19 protein-coding genes are annotated in these 19,595 nt (G+C 64.9%); 4 read left to right on the top strand and 15 right to left on the bottom strand.

The genetic code is table 11. The features are described 5' to 3' along the window. Positions 1–118: 118 nt before the first annotated feature. The 3 genes from HMPREF2791_RS08435 to HMPREF2791_RS08425 all read right to left on the bottom strand — a co-directional run bounded on the left by HMPREF2791_RS08435 (position 119) and on the right by HMPREF2791_RS08425 (position 2,397). Positions 119–322 (bottom strand): biotin synthase auxiliary protein BsaP, encoded by a 204-nt coding sequence (locus HMPREF2791_RS08435; RefSeq protein WP_070475997.1) that lies wholly within the window; start codon positions 320–322, stop codon positions 119–121. A gap of 21 nt (positions 323–343) precedes the next feature. Next, a complete protein-coding gene (gene bioB, locus HMPREF2791_RS08430; protein ID WP_070845011.1) occupies positions 344–1,405 on the bottom strand; it encodes a biotin synthase BioB in 1,062 nt (353 codons plus the stop codon). Positions 1,406–1,482: 77 nt separating this feature from the next. Next, on the bottom strand, positions 1,483–2,397 hold the full coding sequence (locus HMPREF2791_RS08425; protein WP_070845010.1) for an exodeoxyribonuclease III: 915 nt from the start codon (positions 2,395–2,397) through the stop codon (positions 1,483–1,485). A gap of 60 nt (positions 2,398–2,457) precedes the next feature. On the opposite strand from HMPREF2791_RS08425, the gene HMPREF2791_RS08420 reads away from it, so the two are divergent. Continuing rightward, complete coding sequence (locus HMPREF2791_RS08420) at positions 2,458–4,644, top strand: NADP-dependent isocitrate dehydrogenase (protein WP_070845009.1); 2,187 nt, start codon at positions 2,458–2,460, stop codon at positions 4,642–4,644. A 233-nt stretch (positions 4,645–4,877) separates the two neighbouring features. Here HMPREF2791_RS08420 and HMPREF2791_RS08415 read toward each other — a convergent pair whose 3' ends face one another. Beyond that, positions 4,878–5,084, bottom strand: a complete 207-nt coding sequence (locus HMPREF2791_RS08415) for a hypothetical protein (RefSeq protein ID WP_070475987.1) — start codon at positions 5,082–5,084, stop codon at positions 4,878–4,880. A gap of 170 nt (positions 5,085–5,254) precedes the next feature. Beyond that, complete coding sequence (locus HMPREF2791_RS08410; protein ID WP_168160632.1) at positions 5,255–6,133, bottom strand: DUF559 domain-containing protein; 879 nt, start codon at positions 6,131–6,133, stop codon at positions 5,255–5,257. A gap of 187 nt (positions 6,134–6,320) precedes the next feature. On the opposite strand from HMPREF2791_RS08410, the gene HMPREF2791_RS12190 reads away from it, so the two are divergent. Both HMPREF2791_RS12190 and HMPREF2791_RS12185 read left to right on the top strand, forming a co-directional pair. Next, complete coding sequence (locus HMPREF2791_RS12190; protein ID WP_070475981.1) at positions 6,321–7,655, top strand: O-acetylhomoserine/O-acetylserine sulfhydrylase; 1,335 nt, start codon at positions 6,321–6,323, stop codon at positions 7,653–7,655. Continuing rightward, positions 7,656–8,792, top strand: a complete 1,137-nt coding sequence (locus tag HMPREF2791_RS12185; protein ID WP_070845008.1) for a homoserine O-acetyltransferase MetX — start codon at positions 7,656–7,658, stop codon at positions 8,790–8,792. Here HMPREF2791_RS12185 and HMPREF2791_RS08395 read toward each other — a convergent pair. The 7 genes from HMPREF2791_RS08395 to HMPREF2791_RS08365 all read right to left on the bottom strand — a co-directional run bounded on the left by HMPREF2791_RS08395 (position 8,789) and on the right by HMPREF2791_RS08365 (position 16,088). Next, positions 8,789–9,454, bottom strand: a complete 666-nt coding sequence (locus HMPREF2791_RS08395) for a metallophosphoesterase family protein (protein WP_070845007.1) — start codon at positions 9,452–9,454, stop codon at positions 8,789–8,791. The genes HMPREF2791_RS12185 and HMPREF2791_RS08395 overlap by 4 nt on opposite strands. A 170-nt stretch (positions 9,455–9,624) precedes the next feature. Further along, positions 9,625–10,920 carry a hypothetical protein gene (locus tag HMPREF2791_RS08390; RefSeq protein WP_070845006.1) on the bottom strand — a complete coding sequence of 432 codons (1,296 nt, stop codon included), beginning with the start codon at positions 10,918–10,920 and terminating at the stop codon, positions 9,625–9,627. A gap of 63 nt (positions 10,921–10,983) precedes the next feature. Further along, entirely contained in the window at positions 10,984–12,642 is a 1,659-nt protein-coding gene (locus tag HMPREF2791_RS08385) for an ABC transporter permease (RefSeq protein ID WP_070845005.1), read from the bottom strand. 9 nt (positions 12,643–12,651) lie between these two features. Further along, positions 12,652–13,719, bottom strand: coding sequence for an ABC transporter substrate-binding protein (locus HMPREF2791_RS08380; RefSeq protein WP_070845004.1), 1,068 nt, complete (start codon positions 13,717–13,719; stop codon positions 12,652–12,654). 33 nt (positions 13,720–13,752) lie between these two features. Beyond that, entirely contained in the window at positions 13,753–14,742 is a 990-nt protein-coding gene (locus HMPREF2791_RS08375) for an ABC transporter ATP-binding protein (RefSeq protein WP_070475964.1), read from the bottom strand. Between the two features lie 97 nt (positions 14,743–14,839). Further along, positions 14,840–15,100 carry a DUF3017 domain-containing protein gene (locus tag HMPREF2791_RS08370; protein ID WP_141741415.1) on the bottom strand — a complete coding sequence of 87 codons (261 nt, stop codon included), beginning with the start codon at positions 15,098–15,100 and terminating at the stop codon, positions 14,840–14,842. Between the two features lie 115 nt (positions 15,101–15,215). Continuing rightward, positions 15,216–16,088 carry a bifunctional methylenetetrahydrofolate dehydrogenase/methenyltetrahydrofolate cyclohydrolase gene (locus HMPREF2791_RS08365; protein WP_070475962.1) on the bottom strand — a complete coding sequence of 291 codons (873 nt, stop codon included), beginning with the start codon at positions 16,086–16,088 and terminating at the stop codon, positions 15,216–15,218. A 15-nt stretch (positions 16,089–16,103) separates the two neighbouring features. Between HMPREF2791_RS08365 and HMPREF2791_RS08360 the strand changes: the two genes are divergently transcribed. Then, the gene (locus tag HMPREF2791_RS08360; protein ID WP_083327951.1) at positions 16,104–16,577 is read left to right on the top strand and encodes a tRNA (cytidine(34)-2'-O)-methyltransferase; all 474 of its coding nucleotides are present in this window, start codon (positions 16,104–16,106) and stop codon (positions 16,575–16,577) included. Here HMPREF2791_RS08360 and HMPREF2791_RS08355 read toward each other — a convergent pair. The 3 genes from HMPREF2791_RS08355 to HMPREF2791_RS11895 all read right to left on the bottom strand — a co-directional run bounded on the left by HMPREF2791_RS08355 (position 16,524) and on the right by HMPREF2791_RS11895 (position 19,581). After that, entirely contained in the window at positions 16,524–17,909 is a 1,386-nt protein-coding gene (locus tag HMPREF2791_RS08355) for a PH domain-containing protein (protein ID WP_246825490.1), read from the bottom strand. The two genes, HMPREF2791_RS08360 and HMPREF2791_RS08355, sit on opposite strands and share 54 nt — an antisense overlap. After that, positions 17,906–18,400 (bottom strand): PH domain-containing protein, encoded by a 495-nt coding sequence (locus HMPREF2791_RS08350; protein WP_246815270.1) that lies wholly within the window; start codon positions 18,398–18,400, stop codon positions 17,906–17,908. The genes HMPREF2791_RS08355 and HMPREF2791_RS08350 overlap by 4 nt, the downstream gene beginning before the upstream one ends. Positions 18,401–18,879: 479 nt before the next feature. Then, positions 18,880–19,581, bottom strand: a complete 702-nt coding sequence (locus HMPREF2791_RS11895; protein WP_141741407.1) for a hypothetical protein — start codon at positions 19,579–19,581, stop codon at positions 18,880–18,882. Between the last annotated feature and the right edge of the window lie 14 nt (positions 19,582–19,595).

Below are 19,595 nucleotides of genomic sequence, written 5' to 3'. Positions count from 1 at the left end.
CGAGAAGTAAGCATCCTGGGGTAAGCATCTAGGCCGAGTAAGCATCCTGGGGTAAGCATCTGGCTCAGAGCTGCGGCCGAAGCCGGGCCCGCGACCAGGCCCAGCCCGGCGCCGTCCCTTACCGCTCCACCCACTCGGAGCGCAGCAGGCCGTGGCGGGAGCAGGCCGCCTCCCACGCCATCGGCGAAATTTTCACCACCATGCGGCGGCCACACAGCGGGCAGATGCGCGGTGCATCGTAGGGGCGGGCCGGGTCGAGCGGCCAGGCGATCTCGCCGGACAAAACGGCGTCGGCGAGATCAGTGTTGTCAGGGATCTTCATGCGCGAAAAACCTAGCGGAACTTACAGCGACTTGATGGTGTCGTAGAGCACGCCGTGGCCGGAGTTGACCTTCTCGCCCACCGGGGTAATGCCCAGGTTCACGCCCGGGGTCGCGCCCTCCATCACGCGGTCCACGGCGTCGCGGTCCTTCTCCATCGGGCGGCCGAAGGTGGTCAGGTAGTTGCCGCCGATAATCGCGTTGGCGCCGCCCATGAGGCCGGCTTCGGTGCCGTCGTCGCCAAGCGCGAGCTCGGTGCCGCCCGCGAAGCGCAACTGGGTGGACGGCATGGCCAGGCGGAACGCGGCGACGGCGCGCAGCGCCTCGCCCTGCGGGACCAGCGGACGGTCCGCGAACGGGGTGCCCGGGCGCGGGTCGAGGAAGTTCATCGGCACCTCGTGCGGCTGGATCTCCGCGAGCTGTGTGGCAAACTCGGCGCGCTGCTCAATGGTCTCGCCCAGGCCGATGATGCCGCCGCAGCAGGTCTCCATGCCCTCTGCCAGCACGTTTTCCAGGGTGTCCTTGCGCTCCTGCCAGGTGTGGGTGGTGACCACGTTGGGGAAGAAGGACTCCGCGGTTTCGAAGTTGTGGTTGTAGCGCGACACGCCCATCTTGGCCAGCTGGCGGGCCTGGTCGCGGGTGAGGATGCCAAGGGAGGCGGAAATGGAGATGTCCACCTCGTCCTGGATGGCGGTGACGGCCTCGGCGACCTGGTCGAGCAGCTGCTGGGTTGGCCCCTTCACGGCGGCGACGATGCAGAACTCGCTCGCGCCCATCTTCTCGGACTGCTTAGCGGCTTCGACCAGCTCGTTGATGTCCAGGGTCACGGCGCGCACCGGGGATTCGAACAGGCCGGACTGGGAGCAGAAGTGGCAGTCCTCGGGGCAGCCGCCCGTCTTGAGCGAAATGATGCCCTCCAACGAGACGTCCACGCCGCAGTGCTTGATGCGCACCTGGTGCGCCAGGTCGAGCAGTTCGGGTAGGCGCTCGTCTTCGATGTTGAGGATCTGGACGAGCTCCTCCTTGTTCAGGCCCTCGCCGTTTTCCAGGGCCTTTTGGCGTGCGATGTCAAGGATGTCAGTCATTACGCTGCACTCCGTTCTTGGTGGTTCACGTCACAAGTAGGAGTCAGTGTAGCCCGTCCTTGAACGGTGTTCAGCGTTTAGCGGTATTCAACCAAAAGTGGCGAGTGGTCGGACCACCGCTGCTCCACCGTCGGCGCCTTGTCCACCCAGGTCCGCTCGGCGCGCTCGAGCATGTTCGCGGTGGCCGCCTGCACGTCGATGCGCCACCCCGCGTCGTTGTTGAAGGCCTGTCCGCGGAACGTCCACCAGGTGTACGGTGCGTCGTCCGGGTGCAGCCTGCGCGCCACGTCGAACCACTTCGGGGAGCAATTTGCTTCTCGACGCCCCTCGGACACGTACTCCACAGCCCCCGCCCACACAGCATCTGCCTTGACGTCTAAGTCCTGGGCCTCCTCGTCCGGGAAGCAGCCGAACACCGCGTCCATGAACGCGCGCTCGTGCGGCAAAAAGCCCGACTTTTTCCGGTTGGTCTTCCAATTCTTCAGGTCCTCGCGGCGGTGGCAGATGTTCCAATCGCCGCCGATGACCATGTCCGGGTACTCGCCCGCCCACTGCTCAAGCAACGGCTCGAACTCGTCGAGGAAGCGGTACTTCTCGTCCTGCTTCGGGGTGTCGGCGGAACCCGACGGCAGGTACAACGAGCCGACGCGGGTGCCGTCGGAAAGTGTGGCAGCGATGAAACGTCCCGCATCTTCGAAACTGGGGATGCCGAAGGTGACGTCGTCAAGCGGAGTGCGAGACAGGATGCCCACACCCGCGCGCCCCTTCGCACCGGGGGTCTCCGCGGGGGCGACGGCGAGGTGCCACCCCTTTTCCAGTGCGGGTGCCAATGCCGCGCGCGCCTGGTCGACGGTTGCGCGAACCTCCTGCATAAGCACCACATCCGCCGGGGTTTCATCCAGCCAGGCCAGCATGCCCGGGTTGTTTTCGTTGCGAATTTTGGTGGCGGCGCGGATGCCGTTGACGTTGACCGACGCAATTGTGAGACTCATGTGTGATGACCCTAGTAGTCTGGTTGGCTGAAGTCAGACACCTTATAGCTAAGGAGCATTATGGCGAAGATCATTTGGACCCGCACCGACGAAGCGCCGCTTTTGGCGACGTACTCCCTCAAGCCCATCGTGGAGGCATTCGCCTCGCGCGCCGGCATCGACGTGGACACCGCCGACATCTCGCTGGCCGGCCGCATCCTCGCGCAGTTCCCGGACCGCCTCGGCGACAAGAAGGTCGACGACGCGCTGGCGCAGCTCGGCGAGCTGGCCAAGACGCCGGAAGCCAACATCATCAAGCTGCCGAACATCTCCGCTTCCCTGGTGCAGCTGAAGAAGGCCATCGCCGAGCTGCAGGCCGCCGGCTTCGACATCCCGGATTACGAGGACGCGCAGGACAAGTACGACGCAGTCAAGGGCTCCGCTGTGAACCCAGTGCTGCGCGAGGGCAACTCCGACCGCCGCGCCCCGGAGGCCGTGAAGAACTTCACCAAGAAGCACCCGCACTCCATGGGCGAGTGGTCCTCCGACTCCAAGACCAACGTCGCCACCATGGACGCCGGCGACTTCCGCCACAACGAGAAGTCCGTCATCATGCCATCCGAGGACACCTTGACCATCAAGCTGGTCAAGGCCGACGGCGGCGAAGAGGTGCTGAAGGACGGCCTCAAGGTTGAGAAGGGCGAGGTCATCGACGGCACCTACATGTCCGCTAAGGCTCTCGACGCCTTCCTGCTGGACGCCGTGAAGCGCGCCAAGGACGAGGGCGTGCTCTTCTCCGCGCACCTGAAGGCCACCATGATGAAGGTCTCCGACCCGATCATCTTCGGCCACGTCGTGCGCGCCTTCTTCAAGGACGTCTACGACAAGTACGGCGAGCAGCTCCTCGCAGCAGGCCTGGACGGCGAGAACGGCCTCGGCGCAATCTACGAGGGCCTGTCCGAGCTGGAAAACGGCGAGGAGATCCGCGCAGCCTTCGACAAGGCCATGCAGGACGGCCCGGCGCTGGCGCAGGTGAACTCCGCCAAGGGCATCACCAACCTGCACGTGCCGTCGGACGTGATCATCGACGCCTCCATGCCGGCGATGATCCGCACCTCCGGCCACATGTGGAACGCCGACGACCAGGAGCAGGACACCCTGGCCGTCATCCCGGATTCCTCCTACGCCGGTGTGTACCAGACGGTCATCGACGACTGCCGCGCAAACGGCGCCTACGACCCGACCACCATGGGCACCGTCCCGAACGTCGGCCTGATGGCGAAGAAGGCCGAGGAGTACGGCTCCCACGACAAGACCTTCAAGATCCCGGCCGACGGCAAGGTCCAGGTTGTTAACTCCGCTGGCGACGTGCTGATCGAGCACGACGTCGAGGCCGGCGACATCTGGCGCGCATGCCAGACCAAGGACGCCCCGATCCAGGACTGGGTCAAGCTGGCCGTCAACCGCGCACGCCTGTCCGGCATGAAGACCATCTTCTGGCTGGATGAGGAGCGCGCCCACGACCGCAACCTCATCGAACTGGTGAAGAAGTACCTGCAGGATCACGACACCGAGGGCCTGGACATCTCCATCGCTTCCCCGGTCGAGGCCACCAAGACCTCCGTGGAGCGCATCCGCCGCGGCGAGGACACCATCTCCGTGACCGGCAACGTGCTGCGCGACTACAACACGGACCTGTTCCCGATCCTTGAGCTGGGCACCTCCGCGAAGATGCTCTCCGTGGTCCCGCTGATGGCTGGCGGCGGCCTGTTCGAGACCGGTGCCGGCGGCTCCGCCCCGAAGCACGTCCAGCAGGTTGAGGCGGAAAACCACCTGCGTTGGGACTCGCTCGGCGAGTACCTCGCACTGGCCGAGTCCTTCCGCCACGAGAAGAACACGAACGGCAACGACAAGGCAGGCGTCCTCGCGGCCGCACTGGACCAGGCCACCGAGAAGCTTCTCGACGAAGGCAAGTCCCCGTCCCGCAAGGTGGGCGAGATCGACGACCGCGGCTCTCACTTCTGGCTCTCCCTGTACTGGGCAGAGGCACTGGCAGCCCAGACCGACGACACCGAGCTGGCCGAGGTCTTCGGCCCGATCGCGAAGGATCTGCGCGACAACGCCGAGACCATCGATCGCGAGCTTCTCGACGCCCAGGGCAACGCCGCCGACCTCGGCGGCTACTACTGGCCGGACGAGGAGAAGACCTCCGCGGTCATGCGCCCGTCCGCAACCTTCAACAAGATCATCGACGCACTGGAGAAGTAGCTCGCTCATCTAAAAACGGCCGGCCAGGGTTTCGCGCCCTGTGCCGGCCGTTTTTGTTGCCCCAGGATGCTTACCCGAGGATGCTTACCCCGGCTAGATGCTTACCCGAGGATGCTTACTTCTCGAGTAACGCGCAGGAACCAACCGGAGGTTCGTCGAGAAGTAAGCGTTTGGGAGTAAGCATCTAGCAACAGGTAAGCATCCTGGAGTAAGCATCTAGCCCATCCGCGCGGCTATCCCGCCTCGGGGCGGAAAGAGTAATCCCCGGTCCAGGGATTGTGGATCTGAACTTCGTAGCCGATTCCCTGGTCTGCAGCACCTTCAAGGAGCGATTGCAATTCCTTCGCATTGAAGTAGCTCTTGCCCAACACAAGCCCAGCCGCAATGAGTGCGATAAGAAGCACGAGTGCAATCACGCTCGCGATCGTGGTGCGGTTCAACGTCAGTCCTTTCCGGTTCGAGTGCTCCCCGCAGCGTACCTTCTTTTACACCCGACAGGCTTGGTCCATCCGACTCGCCGAGGATGCTTACCCGAGGATGCTTACTTCTCGAGTATCGAGCAAGAACCAGCCGGGGGTTCGTCGAGAAGTAAGCGTTTGGGAGTAAGCATCTAGCCCATCCGCGCCGCCAGCACCTCGGTGCCGGCCAACGCAGCCCGCACTTCCGCGATGAACACGTGGGGTTGTTCCCGCAGGAGCTTGGGCTCGAACCTCAGGATCACGTACCCCTTGTTGCCGATCCGTTTCTGGCGGCTGAATTCCTTCTTCCACACCTCGCCGGCGTCGTCGCGCTCGTATTTGATCTCGCCGTCGATTTCGATGATCAGCCATCCTTGGACCAAAAGGTCGGCGAAGTAGCGCTCGATCTGGGCTTGGGCGACCACCGGCCCGATCCCGGACTCGATCAACAAGCCCCGGGCCAGGGACTCGTACGCTGAATCGGAGTTCGGGATCGCGTGCTCCAGACACCTCCGGGCCACACCGATCCCCTTGGCCCGCCCCATTTTCCGGATCTCTTTTTCAATCGCGTCCCGTTCAATGCCGCGACGCAGGAGGTAGTCGGCGGCGATGAGCCCTTCGATGAACCCGTGGTAGCGGGCGATGTCGATGAACGTGCGGATCGGCGTAGAAAGACAGTGCCCCTCGTAGACCAGCTGCTCGTCGCGCCGAAGCTTGGAAAACCGGAACGCGTAGCGCCCACGTTGCGCCCGGCTCTGCGACACGCTCCGCGACGGTAGCGCCACCTCCACCGGTTCCTCCCCGCGTGAAATCACCCACATCCCCAGCTTCCGCGCCGCCGAGCGCCCCACCAGCACGGCGGCGTTGCTCACCATCGCGGCGGCCTCCACGCGCAGCCACTGCCGTTCGTGGTACTTCAGCTCGCCCCACGTTGCGGCGGGAAACCACACGGCCGGTTCCAGCTCCACAAACTCCCCGTCCGGGAAGGTGTCGTGCGTGAGCCTTCGCTTATCGACGAGCTCCGCCCTCAACTCCCCTTTCCGTTCTTCCCAACGCCCCAGTTCATGCGTGTCTTCTCGGTCCATCCCCATGCGTCTTAGACGCACGGAAGCCCGCTGCGGTTCCCTCACAGATTTATATTCAGCTAAACCCACAGCCCACACCCCATATAGACCGCTTGGTACACAACGGTAGACAAAGCGGACTACATTGCTTGCCATGACGAACCCGAAGCAGAAGTACGACAACTCGAACGCCAGCGAATGGTCGTTCGGCACCCGCTCCATCCACGCCGGCCAGCAGGTGGACCAGGATTACGGCGCGCGCAACCAGCCGATCTACATGACCACCAGCTACGTCTTCGACGACGCGCAGCACGCGGAGAGCCGCTTCAATCTCTCGGACGCGGGCCCGATTTACACTCGCCTGACCAACCCGACGCAGTCCGCGCTGGAGGACCGCCTCGCCTCGCTCGAGGGCGGCGTGGCCGCCACCGCGTTCGCCTCCGGCATGGCCGCGGAGACCGCCGCGATCCTCACCCTCGCCCAGGCGGGTGACCACGTGGTCACCTCTCCGCGCCTCTACGGCGGCACGGAGACGTTGTTCCAGCACACGCTGCCGAAGCTGGGCATCGACTTCACCTTCGTGGAGAACCCGGACGATCCGGAAAGCTGGCAGGCCGCCGTCCAGTCGAACACGAAGGCGTTCTACGGCGAGACCTTCGGCAACCCGATCGCGGACGTGCTGGACATCCCGGCGATCGCCGAGGTGGCCCACAACAACCAGGTCCCGCTGATCGTGGACAACACCATGGCCACCGCTGCCCTGGTCCGCCCGCTGGAGCTCGGCGCGGACATCGTGGTCCTTTCCACCACGAAGTTCTACACCGGCAACGGCGCGGCCATCGGCGGCGCGATCGTGGACGGCGGCTCGTTCGACTGGACCGTCGAGCGCGACGGAGAATCAGTCTTCCCGCTGTTCACCACCCCGGACCCGGCGTACCACGGACTGAAGTACGCGGACCTCGGCGCGCCCGCCTTCGCGCTGCGCGCCCGCGCCGGCCTGCTGCGTGACACGGGTGCAGCCATTTCCCCGTTCAATGCCTGGGTGGCGCTGCAGGGGATCGATACGTTGGCGTTGCGCGTCGAAAAGCATAATGCGAACGCTAAGAAGGTCGCCGAGTTCCTCGCCGCCCACGACAAGGTGGCCAAGGTGAACTACGCGGGCCTGGAGGGCTCGCCGTACAAGGCCACGCAGGAGAAGCTGGGACTGAAGTACACCGGTTCGGTGCTGTCGTTCGACATCGCGGGTGATCAGGACGACAAGACCGCGGCCTGGAAGTTCATCGACGCGCTGAAGCTGCACTCCAACCTGGCCAACATCGGCGACGTGCGCTCGCTGGTGGTCCACCCGGCGTCCACGACGCACTCGCAGTCCGACGCCGAGGGCCTCGCGCGCGCCGGCATCACCCAGGCCACGGTGCGCCTGTCCGTGGGCATCGAGGACGTCGAGGACATCATCGCGGACCTCGAGCGCGGCTTCGCGGCGGTGTAAATGCTGGCTGCGGAAGGCGAGCTGGGTACCGTCGCCATCGGCGACGTCCACACCGAGGCAGGCGCGGTGATCCAGGATGCGCACATTGCCTATCGACGGTGGGGCGTCCCCCGCGGCGACCTGGGCGGCAAGAACAACATCCTGCTGGTGGAGCATGCCTTAACCGGCGACTCGGACGCCGCCGACTGGTGGTGCGAGGCCATCGGCCCCGGCAAGGCGCTGGACACCGACGAGTGGTGCGTGATCTGCACCAACGCTCTGGGCTCCTGCTACGGCTCCACTGGGCCGGCCAGCGAGCACCCGGACGGCGGCGTGTGGGGATCGCGCTTCCCGGCGATCAACATGCGCGACATGGTCCACGCCGAGCGCGCGTTTCTGGAGGCCCTCGGCATCGGCCGGGTCCACGCGATCATCGGCGGCTCCATGGGCGGCGCGCGCACCCTGGAGTGGACCCTGCTCTACCCCGAGGCCGTGGACTATGCGCTGGTGCTCGCGGTGTCCGCCCGGGCAAGCGCCTGGCAGATTGGTATCCAGACCGCCCAGATCACCTCGATCACGCAGGATCCGGACTGGCACGGCGGCGACTACCACGGCACCAATTGCGCCCCAGACGCCGGCCTGGCGGCCGCGCGCCGCATCGCGCACCTGACCTACCGCGGCGAGCTGGAAATCGACGAACGCTTCGGCACCGCCGCCCAGGCGGACGAGAACCCGCTCGGGCCTTACCGTGCCGACGGCGAGCGCTTCGCCGTGCAGTCCTATCTGGAGCATCAGGGCAGAAAGCTCACCGAGCGTTTCGACGCCGCCAGCTACGTCACCCTCACCGAAGCGCTCAACCGCCACGACGTGGGACGCGACCGGGGCGGGCTGAACAAAGCGCTGGCCTCGTCCACGGTGCCGACCATGATCGTGGGCGTGGACACCGACATCTTGTACCCCTACCACCAGCAGGAACACCTCTCGCGCAACCTGGGCAACCTGCTCGCCATGGCGAAGCTGTCCTCGCCGGTCGGCCACGACGCGTTCCTTGTGGAGGCCCGCCAGATGGACCGCATCCTGCGCAACTTCATCTCACTGACGCACGAAACGCCGTCCGCACGCGAGGTCGCCGCGGAGCGCGGCGCCTACGACATCTAGAGGTCTGCGACCTGCACCGCGGTGCCGTCCGCGGCGGCGAGGTAGGCCCGGCCCATGCCGACCCAGCCGGCAAACGGGGCGTCGGCAAGCGTGATGCGCTCGTGCACATGCCCGAGCAACCACGCACCGTACCCCAACGCGGCGAGCTCTTCTTGGGTGCACGGCAGGCACGGGTTGTTGGAGAACTCGCCGGTCACGGAGGTGTGCAACAGCCCCAGGTTCGGCACTTTTTCGATTGGCGTGGGGAACCTTGCGACGAGCTCACGCGGGTCCCGGTCCACCTCCACCGCGGCGGTATGCAGCGCCCACCCGCCCGTGCGGATGGTCTGGGGCTCTTGCTTTGCGACGATCACGCCCTCCGGAATCACTGCCGTGAGATCGTGGTGCACATCGTGGTTGCCCGCGATGAACACAACGGTGTCGAACAGCTCGAGCCCGCGGGCGAAAAACCGGGTGACCTCGCCGTATGTCGCTTCGGTGAACCGCTTGCGGTCGATGACGTCGCCCAGCATGACCAGGTGCCGTGCGCCTGCCTCCGCGCCGCGTTGCAAGGTGTCCAGAGCCCAGTCGATGCCGGGGCCGGTCTTCTTGTCGCCGTGCTGCTTGCGGCCCAAGTGGATGTCGGCGACAACGAGGATGGGGGCGGCTGCGTGGTTGGGCATGGGAAAAGGATAGCCGCGGGCCCGGCCGCAGTTTTGAAAAACTCGTCCACTCAAAGTTCCGACCTGGGAGTTTGCGGGCCCAAACCGGCCGACACGCCGACTTCTACAAAATCTTGGTGCAAACCAATTATTGGTGGTGCCGGAGTTGTCCGCAATGCGGAGTCCGTGGGCTACACGTCGCCCAGGAAAATCTGGTTGTGGCGCAGGTCGAAGATGTCCACGTCCGCGACTTCCCCGTACACCATCGGGTACAGCTTCTCCCGGTTCGGCAGGCGCGTCTGCTCGTACTCTTCGGGTGACTGGTGGTCCAGCACCACGATGAAGCGGCGCCCCGGCAGCATGTTCAGCCCGTCCTCAAGTTCCATCGCGAATTCGTCGTTGCTCGCGTCGGTCCAGCCGCGGGGAATGACGTCCGCAATGTCGCGCGGTAGCCAGTGCCCAATCGTGCGGGTCAGCTCAACCGCCGCGTCGCTGCGCATCTCCTCGTTGAGGTCGGCTGCGCTGCGGGCCAGGTCCCGGGGCACTTCAAACATGGCATCGAATTTGTTCAGCACGGACAGCGAGTACGCGTACATCTCCAGCAGGTTGCGGCGATATACCCCGTCCTCGGCAAAGCGCGGGGAGTAGGCCAGATTGTCCAGTTGCTTCGCGCAGGCGAGTTCGGTGTAGTACTCCACCGGGGTGTAGCCGCAGGTGACTGCGCAAAACTCCTCGGCGGCCTCGCCAAGTTTCTTCAGCAGCGGGAACGCCTCATCTTCCGTGTCGACGATGTAGGTCAAACGCATGCCGTCGACGTAAACGGACGTGGCAAGTCGCGACATGATGGTCCCGTCCGGGTACATCGGCACCGGGTAGACGGTGCGGCCCACAGCGGTATAGCTATCCAACTCGTCCGCGTCCAGCATGTTCACGCTCACCGCCTCGTGGTCCGGGGTGAGCGTGGCGGCGAAGCTTTCCTGCGTCTGGTGGTCGTCCACAACCACGACTCGCTCTGTGGGGCTGTCGCTTAACAACCGCGCTGGCAGCCACGTCTCTAAGCATTCGTGAAACTCCTCGAGGTCATCCATGAGGAAGTTGCCGGCCGCCTGCTCGCACTTCCTAGCCTGGTAGTAGGCGTTGGTGAAGCGAGGGTTCCACTCCTTGAGGACCTCGAGGTTGTCGGCGGCCTCCGCGAAGTAGCGGCGCGCCTGGGACGGGGCGGCATCCACGGAGTTGCGCGCGAGGTCCAGCAGCTGGTGGGTGTTGGCCAGCACGACGTAGGCGTCCAAAGACTCGTTGCGCCACGGCTCCGTCGGCGTGTATTCGGACGCCGCTGCGGACAGCGTCGCTGCCAACTCGCGGGCGAATGCATTCTGCCGGGGCGACGTGGAGTCGTGAAACAGCGAGTCCACCATCACGGTCACCTCAATCTTGGTGCCGGGTAAATCGGTGGTGAATGTGAAATAACTCGAGTGGGAATCTGTCATGCGGGACCTCCTAGGGAAACGACAACTTCAACCCTACGAAGCCCGCCGACACGCAGCGCGGATTTACCGAACGTGTGCGCTACTTCTGCCCTGCCACCAGCGGATCAGCACGAGCACGGCGGTGGAGGTGCCCACGCCGATGAGCGTCATCGCCATGGCTTCGGCGCGGTGGCCCTGCTCAAACTGGTTCATGATCCACGGCGCGAGCAGGTTGATGCGCGTCGGGCGGATCAGCGAGGACATGACCAGCTCGCGGATGCCCACGAAGAACGCGAGCAGCCAGCCAGCGAAAATGCCGGGCGCGAGCATCGGCAGGGGGACGCGGGTGAACGTCTGCCAGGACGTCGCGCCGGCGACGGCGGAGGCCTCCGACAGCGTCGGCGACATGGCGGCCGCGGAGGTTTTGATGTTCTGCACCGCCATCGGCACGAACAGCACCGTAAACGCCATGACCAGGATCAACTGCGATCCGTACGGGGTAAACGGCAGCTTCGGCGAGTTCCACAGCAGGATGAAACCGATCGCCAGCACGATGCCGGGCACGGTGTCCGGCGCCACGGCCAAGAAGTCGGAAACGCGCGCGGGCCAGCGGCGGCTGCGCATCGTGAACACCGTCACGGCCAGCGCCAGGATCACCGCGGTGGTCGCGCCGATGGCGCCGAGCACGATGGAGCGGGTCAGCGCCTCCTGCCCGGACGGCATGGTTAGCACGATGTGGAAGTAGTCGAACGTGAGGTTGTCCAGTGTCGGCGGCTTGGAGCGCAGGATGGTCATCGCCGCCAGGATGATGGAGATGTACGGGATGAACACGCTCAGCGTGAACACCACCGCGGTGTACAGCCAGGCGAGAGCCATCATGCTTTTCGACGGCCGAAGGTTGACCGCGCGAGCAACCCTGCCGCCCGTGGCGAGCACTCCCCTGCCCGCCCACTGCTGGATCGCCCACGCCATCACACCGAGCGTGAACAGCACGCTGGAGGACGCCGCCGCCTTGGAGAAGTTCAACGGGTCGATGGTCACGTCCTGGTAGATCGAGGAGACGAGCACCTCGTAGCCGATCGCGTTGCCGAGGGTGACCGGGGTGCCGAACTCGCCGGCGGCCTTAATGAATACGATCAGCGCGCCGAGCGAGTACGGCCCGACCACCGCCGGCACGACCACGCGGCTGAACTGCTGCCACCGGCTCGCGCCCGCCACCTGCGCCATCTCCAGCTGCGAGGCCGGGATCGACGCGAACGCGTTGCGCAGGATCAGGTAGAGGAACGGGAAGAGTTCGGCGGCCATGATGAAGCCCATGCCCCACACTGAGTTGATGGCGGACCGGACGGCGTCGCCAAGCGTGGGCCCCAGCAGCATGTCCGCCACGCCGCGCAGGCGGGTGAAGTCCATCCACGCCATCGCTGCGGCGAACGGCGGGGTCATAAACGGCACCATGACCAGCACTTCCACCCACCCGGCGCGCCGCATGGGCGTCCAGGCGCGGAAGAAGGCCAGCGGTGCCGCGAACAGTGTGGCGAAGAAGACGACGAGGACGGAAAGCCAGACCGTGTTGCGGATCACCCGCAGCATCTCCGGGCGCAGCAGGCTCTGCAGGGCAGAGTCCTCGCCGCGGTAGCCGGTCACCGCCGTGAACAGGACGGACACCAGCGGCGCCGCCACCAGGACCAGCAGGATGAGAAGGACCGGGTAGACCCCGGGGTTGGTTTTCGTCTTCGCCGTCATTGGTGCCTTTTACTTCAAGTAACGGTCAGCGAACTGCTCACGGACGTTCTTGGAGTCCTTGGAGATGGCGGCCCAGTCGTCGGAAATCTGCGTGATGTCCTCGAGCTTCGGGCCGTTCTTCGGCTCCACGTTCTTGTTGGACGGGATCATGTTCTTGGAAGCGGAGATCTGCTGCGCTTCCTCGGAGAACATGAAGTCCACGAAGGCCTTCGCGGCGTCCATGTTGTCGGTGGACTTCATGATCATCACCGGGCGCGGGGTGACGGTGGTGCCGGAGGACGGGATGACAACCTCGAGCGGCTCGCCCTTGCCCTGAGCGGAGTAGGCGGAGTAGTCCACGCCGCCGAAGACGATGCCCTTGGAGCCGGAGGTGACCTGGTCAAGCGCCGGGCCGTTGGCGCCCTGGACGATCATGCCGTTGTCGAAGAGCTTGTCAAACAGCTCCCAGGTCTTGTCCTCGCCCCACTCGGCGATCATGGCGGTGAGCAGGTCGGCGGCGGTGCCGGACTCGCGCGGATCCGGCATGATCACCTGGTCGGCGTACTTCGGGTCTGCCAGGTCCTCCCAGTCGGTCGGGATGTCGGAGACCACGTCAGTGTTTGCCACCAGGGCGAGCGCGGAGCCGTCGCGGCCGTGGAAGGTGTCGTCCGCGGCGTTCCAATCAGCGTTGGCGTTGTCGATGTTCTCCGGCTTGTAGGACTCCAGCGCACCGGTCTCAGCCTGCTTGCTCGCGGCGCTCCAGGATGCCAGGTAGACCACGTCGGCCTGCGGGTTGGCCTCCTCTGCCTTGATCTTGGCAGTGACCTCGCCGGTGGTGCCGGCGAACACGTTGACGGTCACGCCAGTCTTCTCCTGGAAGGCCTCGACCAGCGCGTCGGTCAGGCCCTGCGGGTTTGCGGAGTAGTAGTCGATGGAGCCGGACAGGCCCTCCGGGGCCTTCCACTCGTCGGCGGCGGCGGTCTCGTTGGTCTCGTTTGCGCCGGTGGACTCAGCGGTGTCGTTGGACTCGACGGAGCCGCAGGCAACCAGGCCGAACGCGGCGGATGCGCCCGCAAGGGCGGCGATGAACTTCTTCATGTTGGGAAATCTCCTGTAAAAGGGGAAACGGGATTAGGAACGCGGGGTGAGCGTGAGCAGCACGTCGTCGCCGCGGCCCAGGCGGTGCCTGGTGTAGGCCAGCCACGGCTCCGGCGCACCCGGCACGACACTGCGGATTTCGTAGCGCCCGCCGGTGTACTGGCTTTCCACCACCTCGCCGACGATGGAGTTCGCCGGAAGCACATCCGGTCGCTTTCCATGCAGCGGGGTGACCTCGAGGTCCTCCGGCCGGTTCGACGGCAAGGTCTCGTGGGTGTTGGTCACGCCGACGAAGCCGGCGACGAAGTCGTCCGCCGGGTGGTCGTACAGCTCCACCGGGTCCGCGAACTGCGCGACGTTGCCGGCGTTCATCACCGCCACGCGGTCGGACATGGCCAGCGCCTCCGACTGGTCGTGCGTAACGTAAATGACGGTGAGGTTCAGCTCGTATGCCAGGCGGGTCAGCTCGGAGCGGATCTGGGTGCGCAGGGCTGCGTCGAGGGCGGACAGGGGCTCGTCCATAAGCAAAAGCTCCGGGTCGGAGACGAGCGCACGCGCAATGGCGACGCGCTGCTGCTGGCCGCCGGAGAGCTCGTTCGGGCGCTGCTCGGCCTTCGCACCGATGCCCACCATGTCCATCGCGCGGGCCACACGCTCCTCGCGCTCCGTCTTGGACACCTTCTGCTTGCCAGTGGTCAACGGGAACTCGACGTTTTTTGCCACGGTCATGTGTGGCCACAGCGCGAGGTCCTGGAACACCATGGACAGGTTGCGCTTGTTCACCGGCACATTGGTGTTCGGGCCGAACACCTCGCGGCCGGCGAACTCGATCACGCCCGCATCGGGAGTTTCAAGCCCGGCGATGCAGCGCAGCAGCGTGGACTTGCCGCAGCCGGAGGGGCCGAGGATGGAGACGAACTCGCCTTTCGCGATGTCCAGGGACGTCTCGTGGAGCCCAGTGCCGTCCGCAAACTCACGCCGGACTCCCTGTAAGGAGACCTGAGCACTGTTACGAAAATTCACCCGTGGCACATTAGGGACGCAAGGTTGCCGCCTGCAGACGTCTAGCCGACGCCAAAGTGAACACCTGGTGAAAGTTTGGTGGTCCTGCGTCGGTGAGCTACGACCCTAATGAGTCCACCGACCAGGACAGCCACAGCATGGCCGCGCCAAGGGCGGTGGTAAACAGCGCGTCAAAACGCTTCGAGCGCACCGCCACCAGGCCAATCACCCTGGAATCGCAGGTCAGACGCATCACGGTGAGCCACAGCATGGCCGCGCCAAGGGTGAACGTGGCGCGGCGCCAGTGCTCCGTGGCCGCGTAGAGGCCCGAGAGCACGAACCCCACCACGAACAGCGCGGCCATCGCCCGCTGCACCATAACGGGCAGCGGGGAGGCGGCGGCGCCGCGGTCGTGGGGGTTGTCCAGCGTCAGCCCGTCCGGAAGCTCCGTCCCAGGCAGCTGGATCTTGCTACTTGCCAAACCGGCTCACGCCCTAGCTGGCGTCCTGGCCGATGCCGGCCTGGCGTTCGGCGTTTTCCACGATGTTGCGCACCAAGAACGTGCGCGTCATCGGGCCCACGCCGCCCGGGTTCGGGGAGACCCAGCCGGCCTTCTCCCACACGTCCGGGTGCAGGTCGCCGACGGTTTTGCCGTCGACGCGGGACACGCCGACGTCGAGAAGCGCGGCGCCTTCCTTGATCATGTCCGCGGTGATCATGTGCGGCTTGCCGGCGGCGGCGATGATCACATCCGCGCGGCGCGTCTCCGCGGCCAGGTCCTTGGTGCCGGTGTGGCACAGCACGGTGGTGGCGTTGACGTCGCGGGCGGTGAGCATCAGCGAAATCGGGCGGCCCACCGTCACGCCGCGGCCGATCACGCACACGATCGCACCGTTCAGATCCACGCCGAAGCGCTCCAGCAGTTTGATGGAGCCGTTCGGGGTGCACGGCAGCGGCGCGGGCTCGTTGAGCACGAGCTTGCCCAGGTTCACCGGGTGCAGCCCGTCGGCATCCTTCGCCGGATCGATCAGCTCCAGGATGCGGTTTTCGTCCAGGTGCTTCGGCAACGGCAGTTGGACAATGTAGCCGGTGACGGCCGGGTCGTGGTTCAGCTCGTCGATAAGCGTCTCCAGCTCCTCCTGAGTGCAGTCGCCCGGCAGCTCCTTCATGATGGACGCGATCCCCAGCTCCTCGCAGTCCTTGTGCTTCATGCGCACGTAGTTCTGGCTCGCCGGGTCCTCCCCCACTAGCACCGTGGCCAGGCCCGGGGTGACGCCGTGCTCAGCCTTGAGACGAGCCACGCGCTCCTTCAAATCCGCGAAAATCTCCTCGCGGTAGAGTTTTCCGTCCAGTTTGATCGCAGTCACGGCCCCAATCCTAGACTGTCAGGCGTGCTCCACCTGATCTACGACAACCCGGCCATCGGCGGCAACGCCGGCGCCGCCATCCGCCTCGCCGCCAACACCGGGGCGCAGCTGCACTTCGTCGAGCCGCTCGGCTTCAACTTCGACGACAAGCACCTCAAACGCGCCGGCCTGGACTACCACGACCTGGCGGACGTGATCATCCACCCGGACATCGACGCCTGCTTCGACACCATCCCCGATTCGCGCATCTTCGCGTTCACCGCGCACACCGAGCACCACTACCACGAGGTGTCCTACCGCGACGGCGACGCGCTGCTGTTCGGCAACGAAGCCAACGGCATCCCCGTTGAGCACCTGGCCCACCCGCGGATCACGCGCGAGGTGCGCATCCCGATGCTGCCGGCGCGGCGAAGCATGAACCTGACCAACTCCGCGTCAGTCGCCGTCTACGAGGCGTGGCGCCAGCTCGGGTTCCTCGGCGGCATCTGACAAGGGGTCCGTGACCTGCATCGGCGGGAGCTCGCGGGCCCGCAGCTTATCGACGATTTCACGTGCCTGCGCCTCCCCCACATCGCGCAGAGAAACACTGAACGGGCCGGGCACCATGTCCAGATCCACGTTGGCCAGGCCGAGGGCGCGCTGCAGCGGCCCCTGCTCGAACGCCAGCTCCTGGATGTGCGGGGTCTCCACCATCTGGTACCAGCGGCCCAGCCTGCCGGCCGTCGCGGCGACGGCGCCGTCGCGGATGGTGACGGTCTGGCGCCTCCAGTCGATCGGCGAGACCCACCGGGCGCTGCGCGGCGAACGGTAGTCGGCGCCGGCGAGGTCCGTCAGGTCGCTGCCTGTCATCGGCCCGATGGCGTCCACCATCGCCTTCGCCTGCTCCCACGTGCCCACCGGCAAAAGTTTCGAGGTGCCGGTTTGCTTATTGCGCTCCGAGCCGTAGCCCGCCACCACAACGGAGACGGTCCACCAGCCGAACAGCCGCCAGAACATCGGTTGGCGCAGCTGCACCGCGTGGATGCGCGAGCGAGGCACAGCCTGGCGACGGCGGTTGGCCAGCCCGTACGTGAGGTGGAACATCTCCCCCTCCTTGACGCAGGTGAACCGCCAGGACTGGTCGATGGTGCGCCAAATCCTTGGCAAGAAACCCACCAGTACCGGGATGATCGCTGCGGCGGTCAGGTCCGTCCAAATCGGCACGAACGCCCACGCGATTGTGAACAGCGTGGACATCTGGAACGCGGTGCCGATGAGCGACCTGCGGATCGGGATTGGGGGGACGAGGTTCGGGCCGGAGGCGTCGATAGGCAACTGCTTCTGCGGCCCCCCGATGCGGCGCAGCAGTTGCGCGCGCACCTCCTCCGCTTCATCGCGCGGCAGGTAGGTGATGTCGATGGCGGATTGCGCGTTGCCGGCGGCCTCGATGCGCACCGACGCGAGGCCGAAGATGCGCGGCGCGAAGGATTCGATGACGTCGACGGCCTGGATGCGGTCGTAGCGCGCGGCGCGGACCTGGTTGGTCAGCACGCCGCGGCGCACCTCCACCTCCTCCTCGCCGATTTTGAAGCCGCTGCGGCGCCACCAGATCTGGGAGACCGCGAAAATCACCGCGAGTGCCGCGACGGCACCCGCCGCCGCCCACGCGATCTCGCGCGCGCCGACGTTTTCGCGCTGCGCCCAGTGGTAGATGGGCATGGTGAAGTTGAACAACGCGATCGTGGCTAGGGCCAGCACGAACGCCCACACGCGCAGCAGCGGGGTGAGGCGGTGGATGCGTCGGTAGCCCTCCATGCCGGGCGTGGTGTGCTCAGTGCTCACAGGCCGCTCATCCGCTCGCGGGCTTTGACGGCGAGACGGTCGCGCAGCGCGTCGGCGTCCTCGGCGAGCAGGCCCGGAAGATCTGAATCCGACGAGCTCGACGCCGTGTGCACCTTCAGCTCCTTCAGACCGAGGGAGCGGGAGATCGGGCCGGACTCCACATCCACGAACTGGATGCGCCCGTACGGGATCACCGTGATGGTGTGGAACATCTTGCCCTTGCTCAAGACCAGCTCATTGTCCGTTTCCAGCCAGCCCATGTTGCGCACCTGGAACGGGATGAGGAAGAACCGCCAGATGAAAAAGACGGCGAACAGCCCCAGCGGGATGAGAAAACCCCAGCCCCACTCGCGGTAGCAGAGGTAGAGCCCGCCGCAGACGAAGAACATCCAAATGGCGTTGCTGACCAGCTTCGGCCACATCAGCTTCGGGGAGACCTTGTGCATCGTCTCCACCGAGGTGGGCAAAGGCTGCAGCGGTGCGTCTGACATGGCGCTCACGCTACCAGCCCGGGATGGTGGGGTCGTTCCGGCGTAGATGCTTACTCCAGGATGCTTACTCGACGTAGATGCTTACTCCAGGATGCTTATCCATCGAGTGCGGCGCCCCGAACTGCCCTTGGTATCTCGATAAGTAAGCGTTTAGAAGTAAGCATCCTCGGGCGGTAAGCATCCTGAAGTAAGCATCCAGAGCCAACCCCCGGCACACCCGACCCGGGTGCACACCCATCACCGGAAAACGCGCGACCAGTGCGGACTACGACAAGTTCTCCTGCTGCTTCGGTGCCGTCGACGCACTGTTCGGTATCCGCCCAGCGCAGTTTTACGGCAACGACGACACGCTAGAGCATCGGGCCGCCTCGCGTGCCAAACAGTTGCGACCTCCTGTTTCGCACTGTACGATTTCTCCCACAGAGCCGGGTTTTCCGGCGAATAGGCAACGGCCCCCACCTCAGTTGTGGGGGCTGTCCTCATTTCAGTGGTGACTGGTTAAGCGCTTCTAAAATCCAGCGTTCACGCCGAAGCCACTCACCAAGTTTCGGATTAATCATTTTGCAGAGTTCCACGCTGTCTTGGTGCGCCTGTCTCACTGCATTCTCCTCTGAAATAATCGGCCTGTGATGCGAAGCTCGGTTTCGGATGGTCCGCAAATTATTTGCTCGAGAAGAAAAGTTCGTCTCGTCCGCGTGAGTTAACCGTGGGCGGATCGCTTCGACCCACAGCACGTGCCGAGGATTTCTGTCGTTTTGGTAGTGAGACGTCGGCAACAGCTGGGTCCACGATCCAAAACTTAATCCAGCCACATAATCATTATGGGTAGGGTTCGGCCCAGCAGTTTTCAAATCGGCGAATGACCTCAGCGGCCTTTTCGGCTGTGCCACCACTGTCGCGAGCAAATCAACTGGGTCGGTAATCCACTCCCGAGTTCCGCCGTGTTGGATATTCCACTCCGCAAAACTTTCGTCGATGACTGTTCTCAGCTGCACCTCTGCAAACCCTGTGGTTCGGAGAATCGCTGCAGCAACATAGGAGTTCCAGAGATAAATCTGAGCAGCAACCAAAGGCCCTTTTTGCCCGGCGAGATCCATGTACCTTTGTCGTCTCGCTTCAGGTAGCGAGCCCAGAATGATCTCCGCCGAGGTTTTTGTCACCGGATTGGTCGAAATTTTCATCTTCCCCCCCCTCT

Origin of the sequence: Corynebacterium sp. HMSC034A01, from assembly GCF_001838175.1 — a bacterium.
Classification (GTDB): Bacteria; Actinomycetota; Actinomycetes; order Mycobacteriales; family Mycobacteriaceae; genus Corynebacterium.
Note: the sequence above shows the minus strand (reverse complement) of the source record. Positions and strands in the feature narration are given on the sequence as shown.

Excerpts from the sequence above, each read along its gene's own strand:
- HMPREF2791_RS08435 (WP_070475997.1), bottom strand. The coding sequence starts at position 322 with ATGAAGATCCCTGACAACACTGATCTCGCCGACGCCGTTTTGTCCGGC.
- bioB (WP_070845011.1), bottom strand. The coding sequence starts at position 1,405 with ATGACTGACATCCTTGACATCGCACGCCAAAAGGCCCTGGAAAACGGC.
- HMPREF2791_RS08425 (WP_070845010.1), bottom strand. The coding sequence starts at position 2,397 with ATGAGTCTCACAATTGCGTCGGTCAACGTCAACGGCATCCGCGCCGCC.
- HMPREF2791_RS08420 (WP_070845009.1), top strand. The coding sequence starts at position 2,458 with ATGGCGAAGATCATTTGGACCCGCACCGACGAAGCGCCGCTTTTGGCG.
- HMPREF2791_RS12190 (WP_070475981.1), top strand. The coding sequence starts at position 6,321 with ATGACGAACCCGAAGCAGAAGTACGACAACTCGAACGCCAGCGAATGG.
- HMPREF2791_RS12185 (WP_070845008.1), top strand. The coding sequence starts at position 7,656 with ATGCTGGCTGCGGAAGGCGAGCTGGGTACCGTCGCCATCGGCGACGTC.
- HMPREF2791_RS08395 (WP_070845007.1), bottom strand. The coding sequence starts at position 9,454 with ATGCCCAACCACGCAGCCGCCCCCATCCTCGTTGTCGCCGACATCCAC.
- HMPREF2791_RS08390 (WP_070845006.1), bottom strand. The coding sequence starts at position 10,920 with ATGACAGATTCCCACTCGAGTTATTTCACATTCACCACCGATTTACCC.
- HMPREF2791_RS08385 (WP_070845005.1), bottom strand. The coding sequence starts at position 12,642 with ATGACGGCGAAGACGAAAACCAACCCCGGGGTCTACCCGGTCCTTCTC.
- HMPREF2791_RS08380 (WP_070845004.1), bottom strand. The coding sequence starts at position 13,719 with ATGAAGAAGTTCATCGCCGCCCTTGCGGGCGCATCCGCCGCGTTCGGC.
- HMPREF2791_RS08370 (WP_141741415.1), bottom strand. The coding sequence starts at position 15,100 with ATGGTGCAGCGGGCGATGGCCGCGCTGTTCGTGGTGGGGTTCGTGCTC.
- HMPREF2791_RS08350 (WP_246815270.1), bottom strand. The coding sequence starts at position 18,400 with ATGTCAGACGCACCGCTGCAGCCTTTGCCCACCTCGGTGGAGACGATG.
- HMPREF2791_RS11895 (WP_141741407.1), bottom strand. The coding sequence starts at position 19,581 with ATGAAAATTTCGACCAATCCGGTGACAAAAACCTCGGCGGAGATCATT.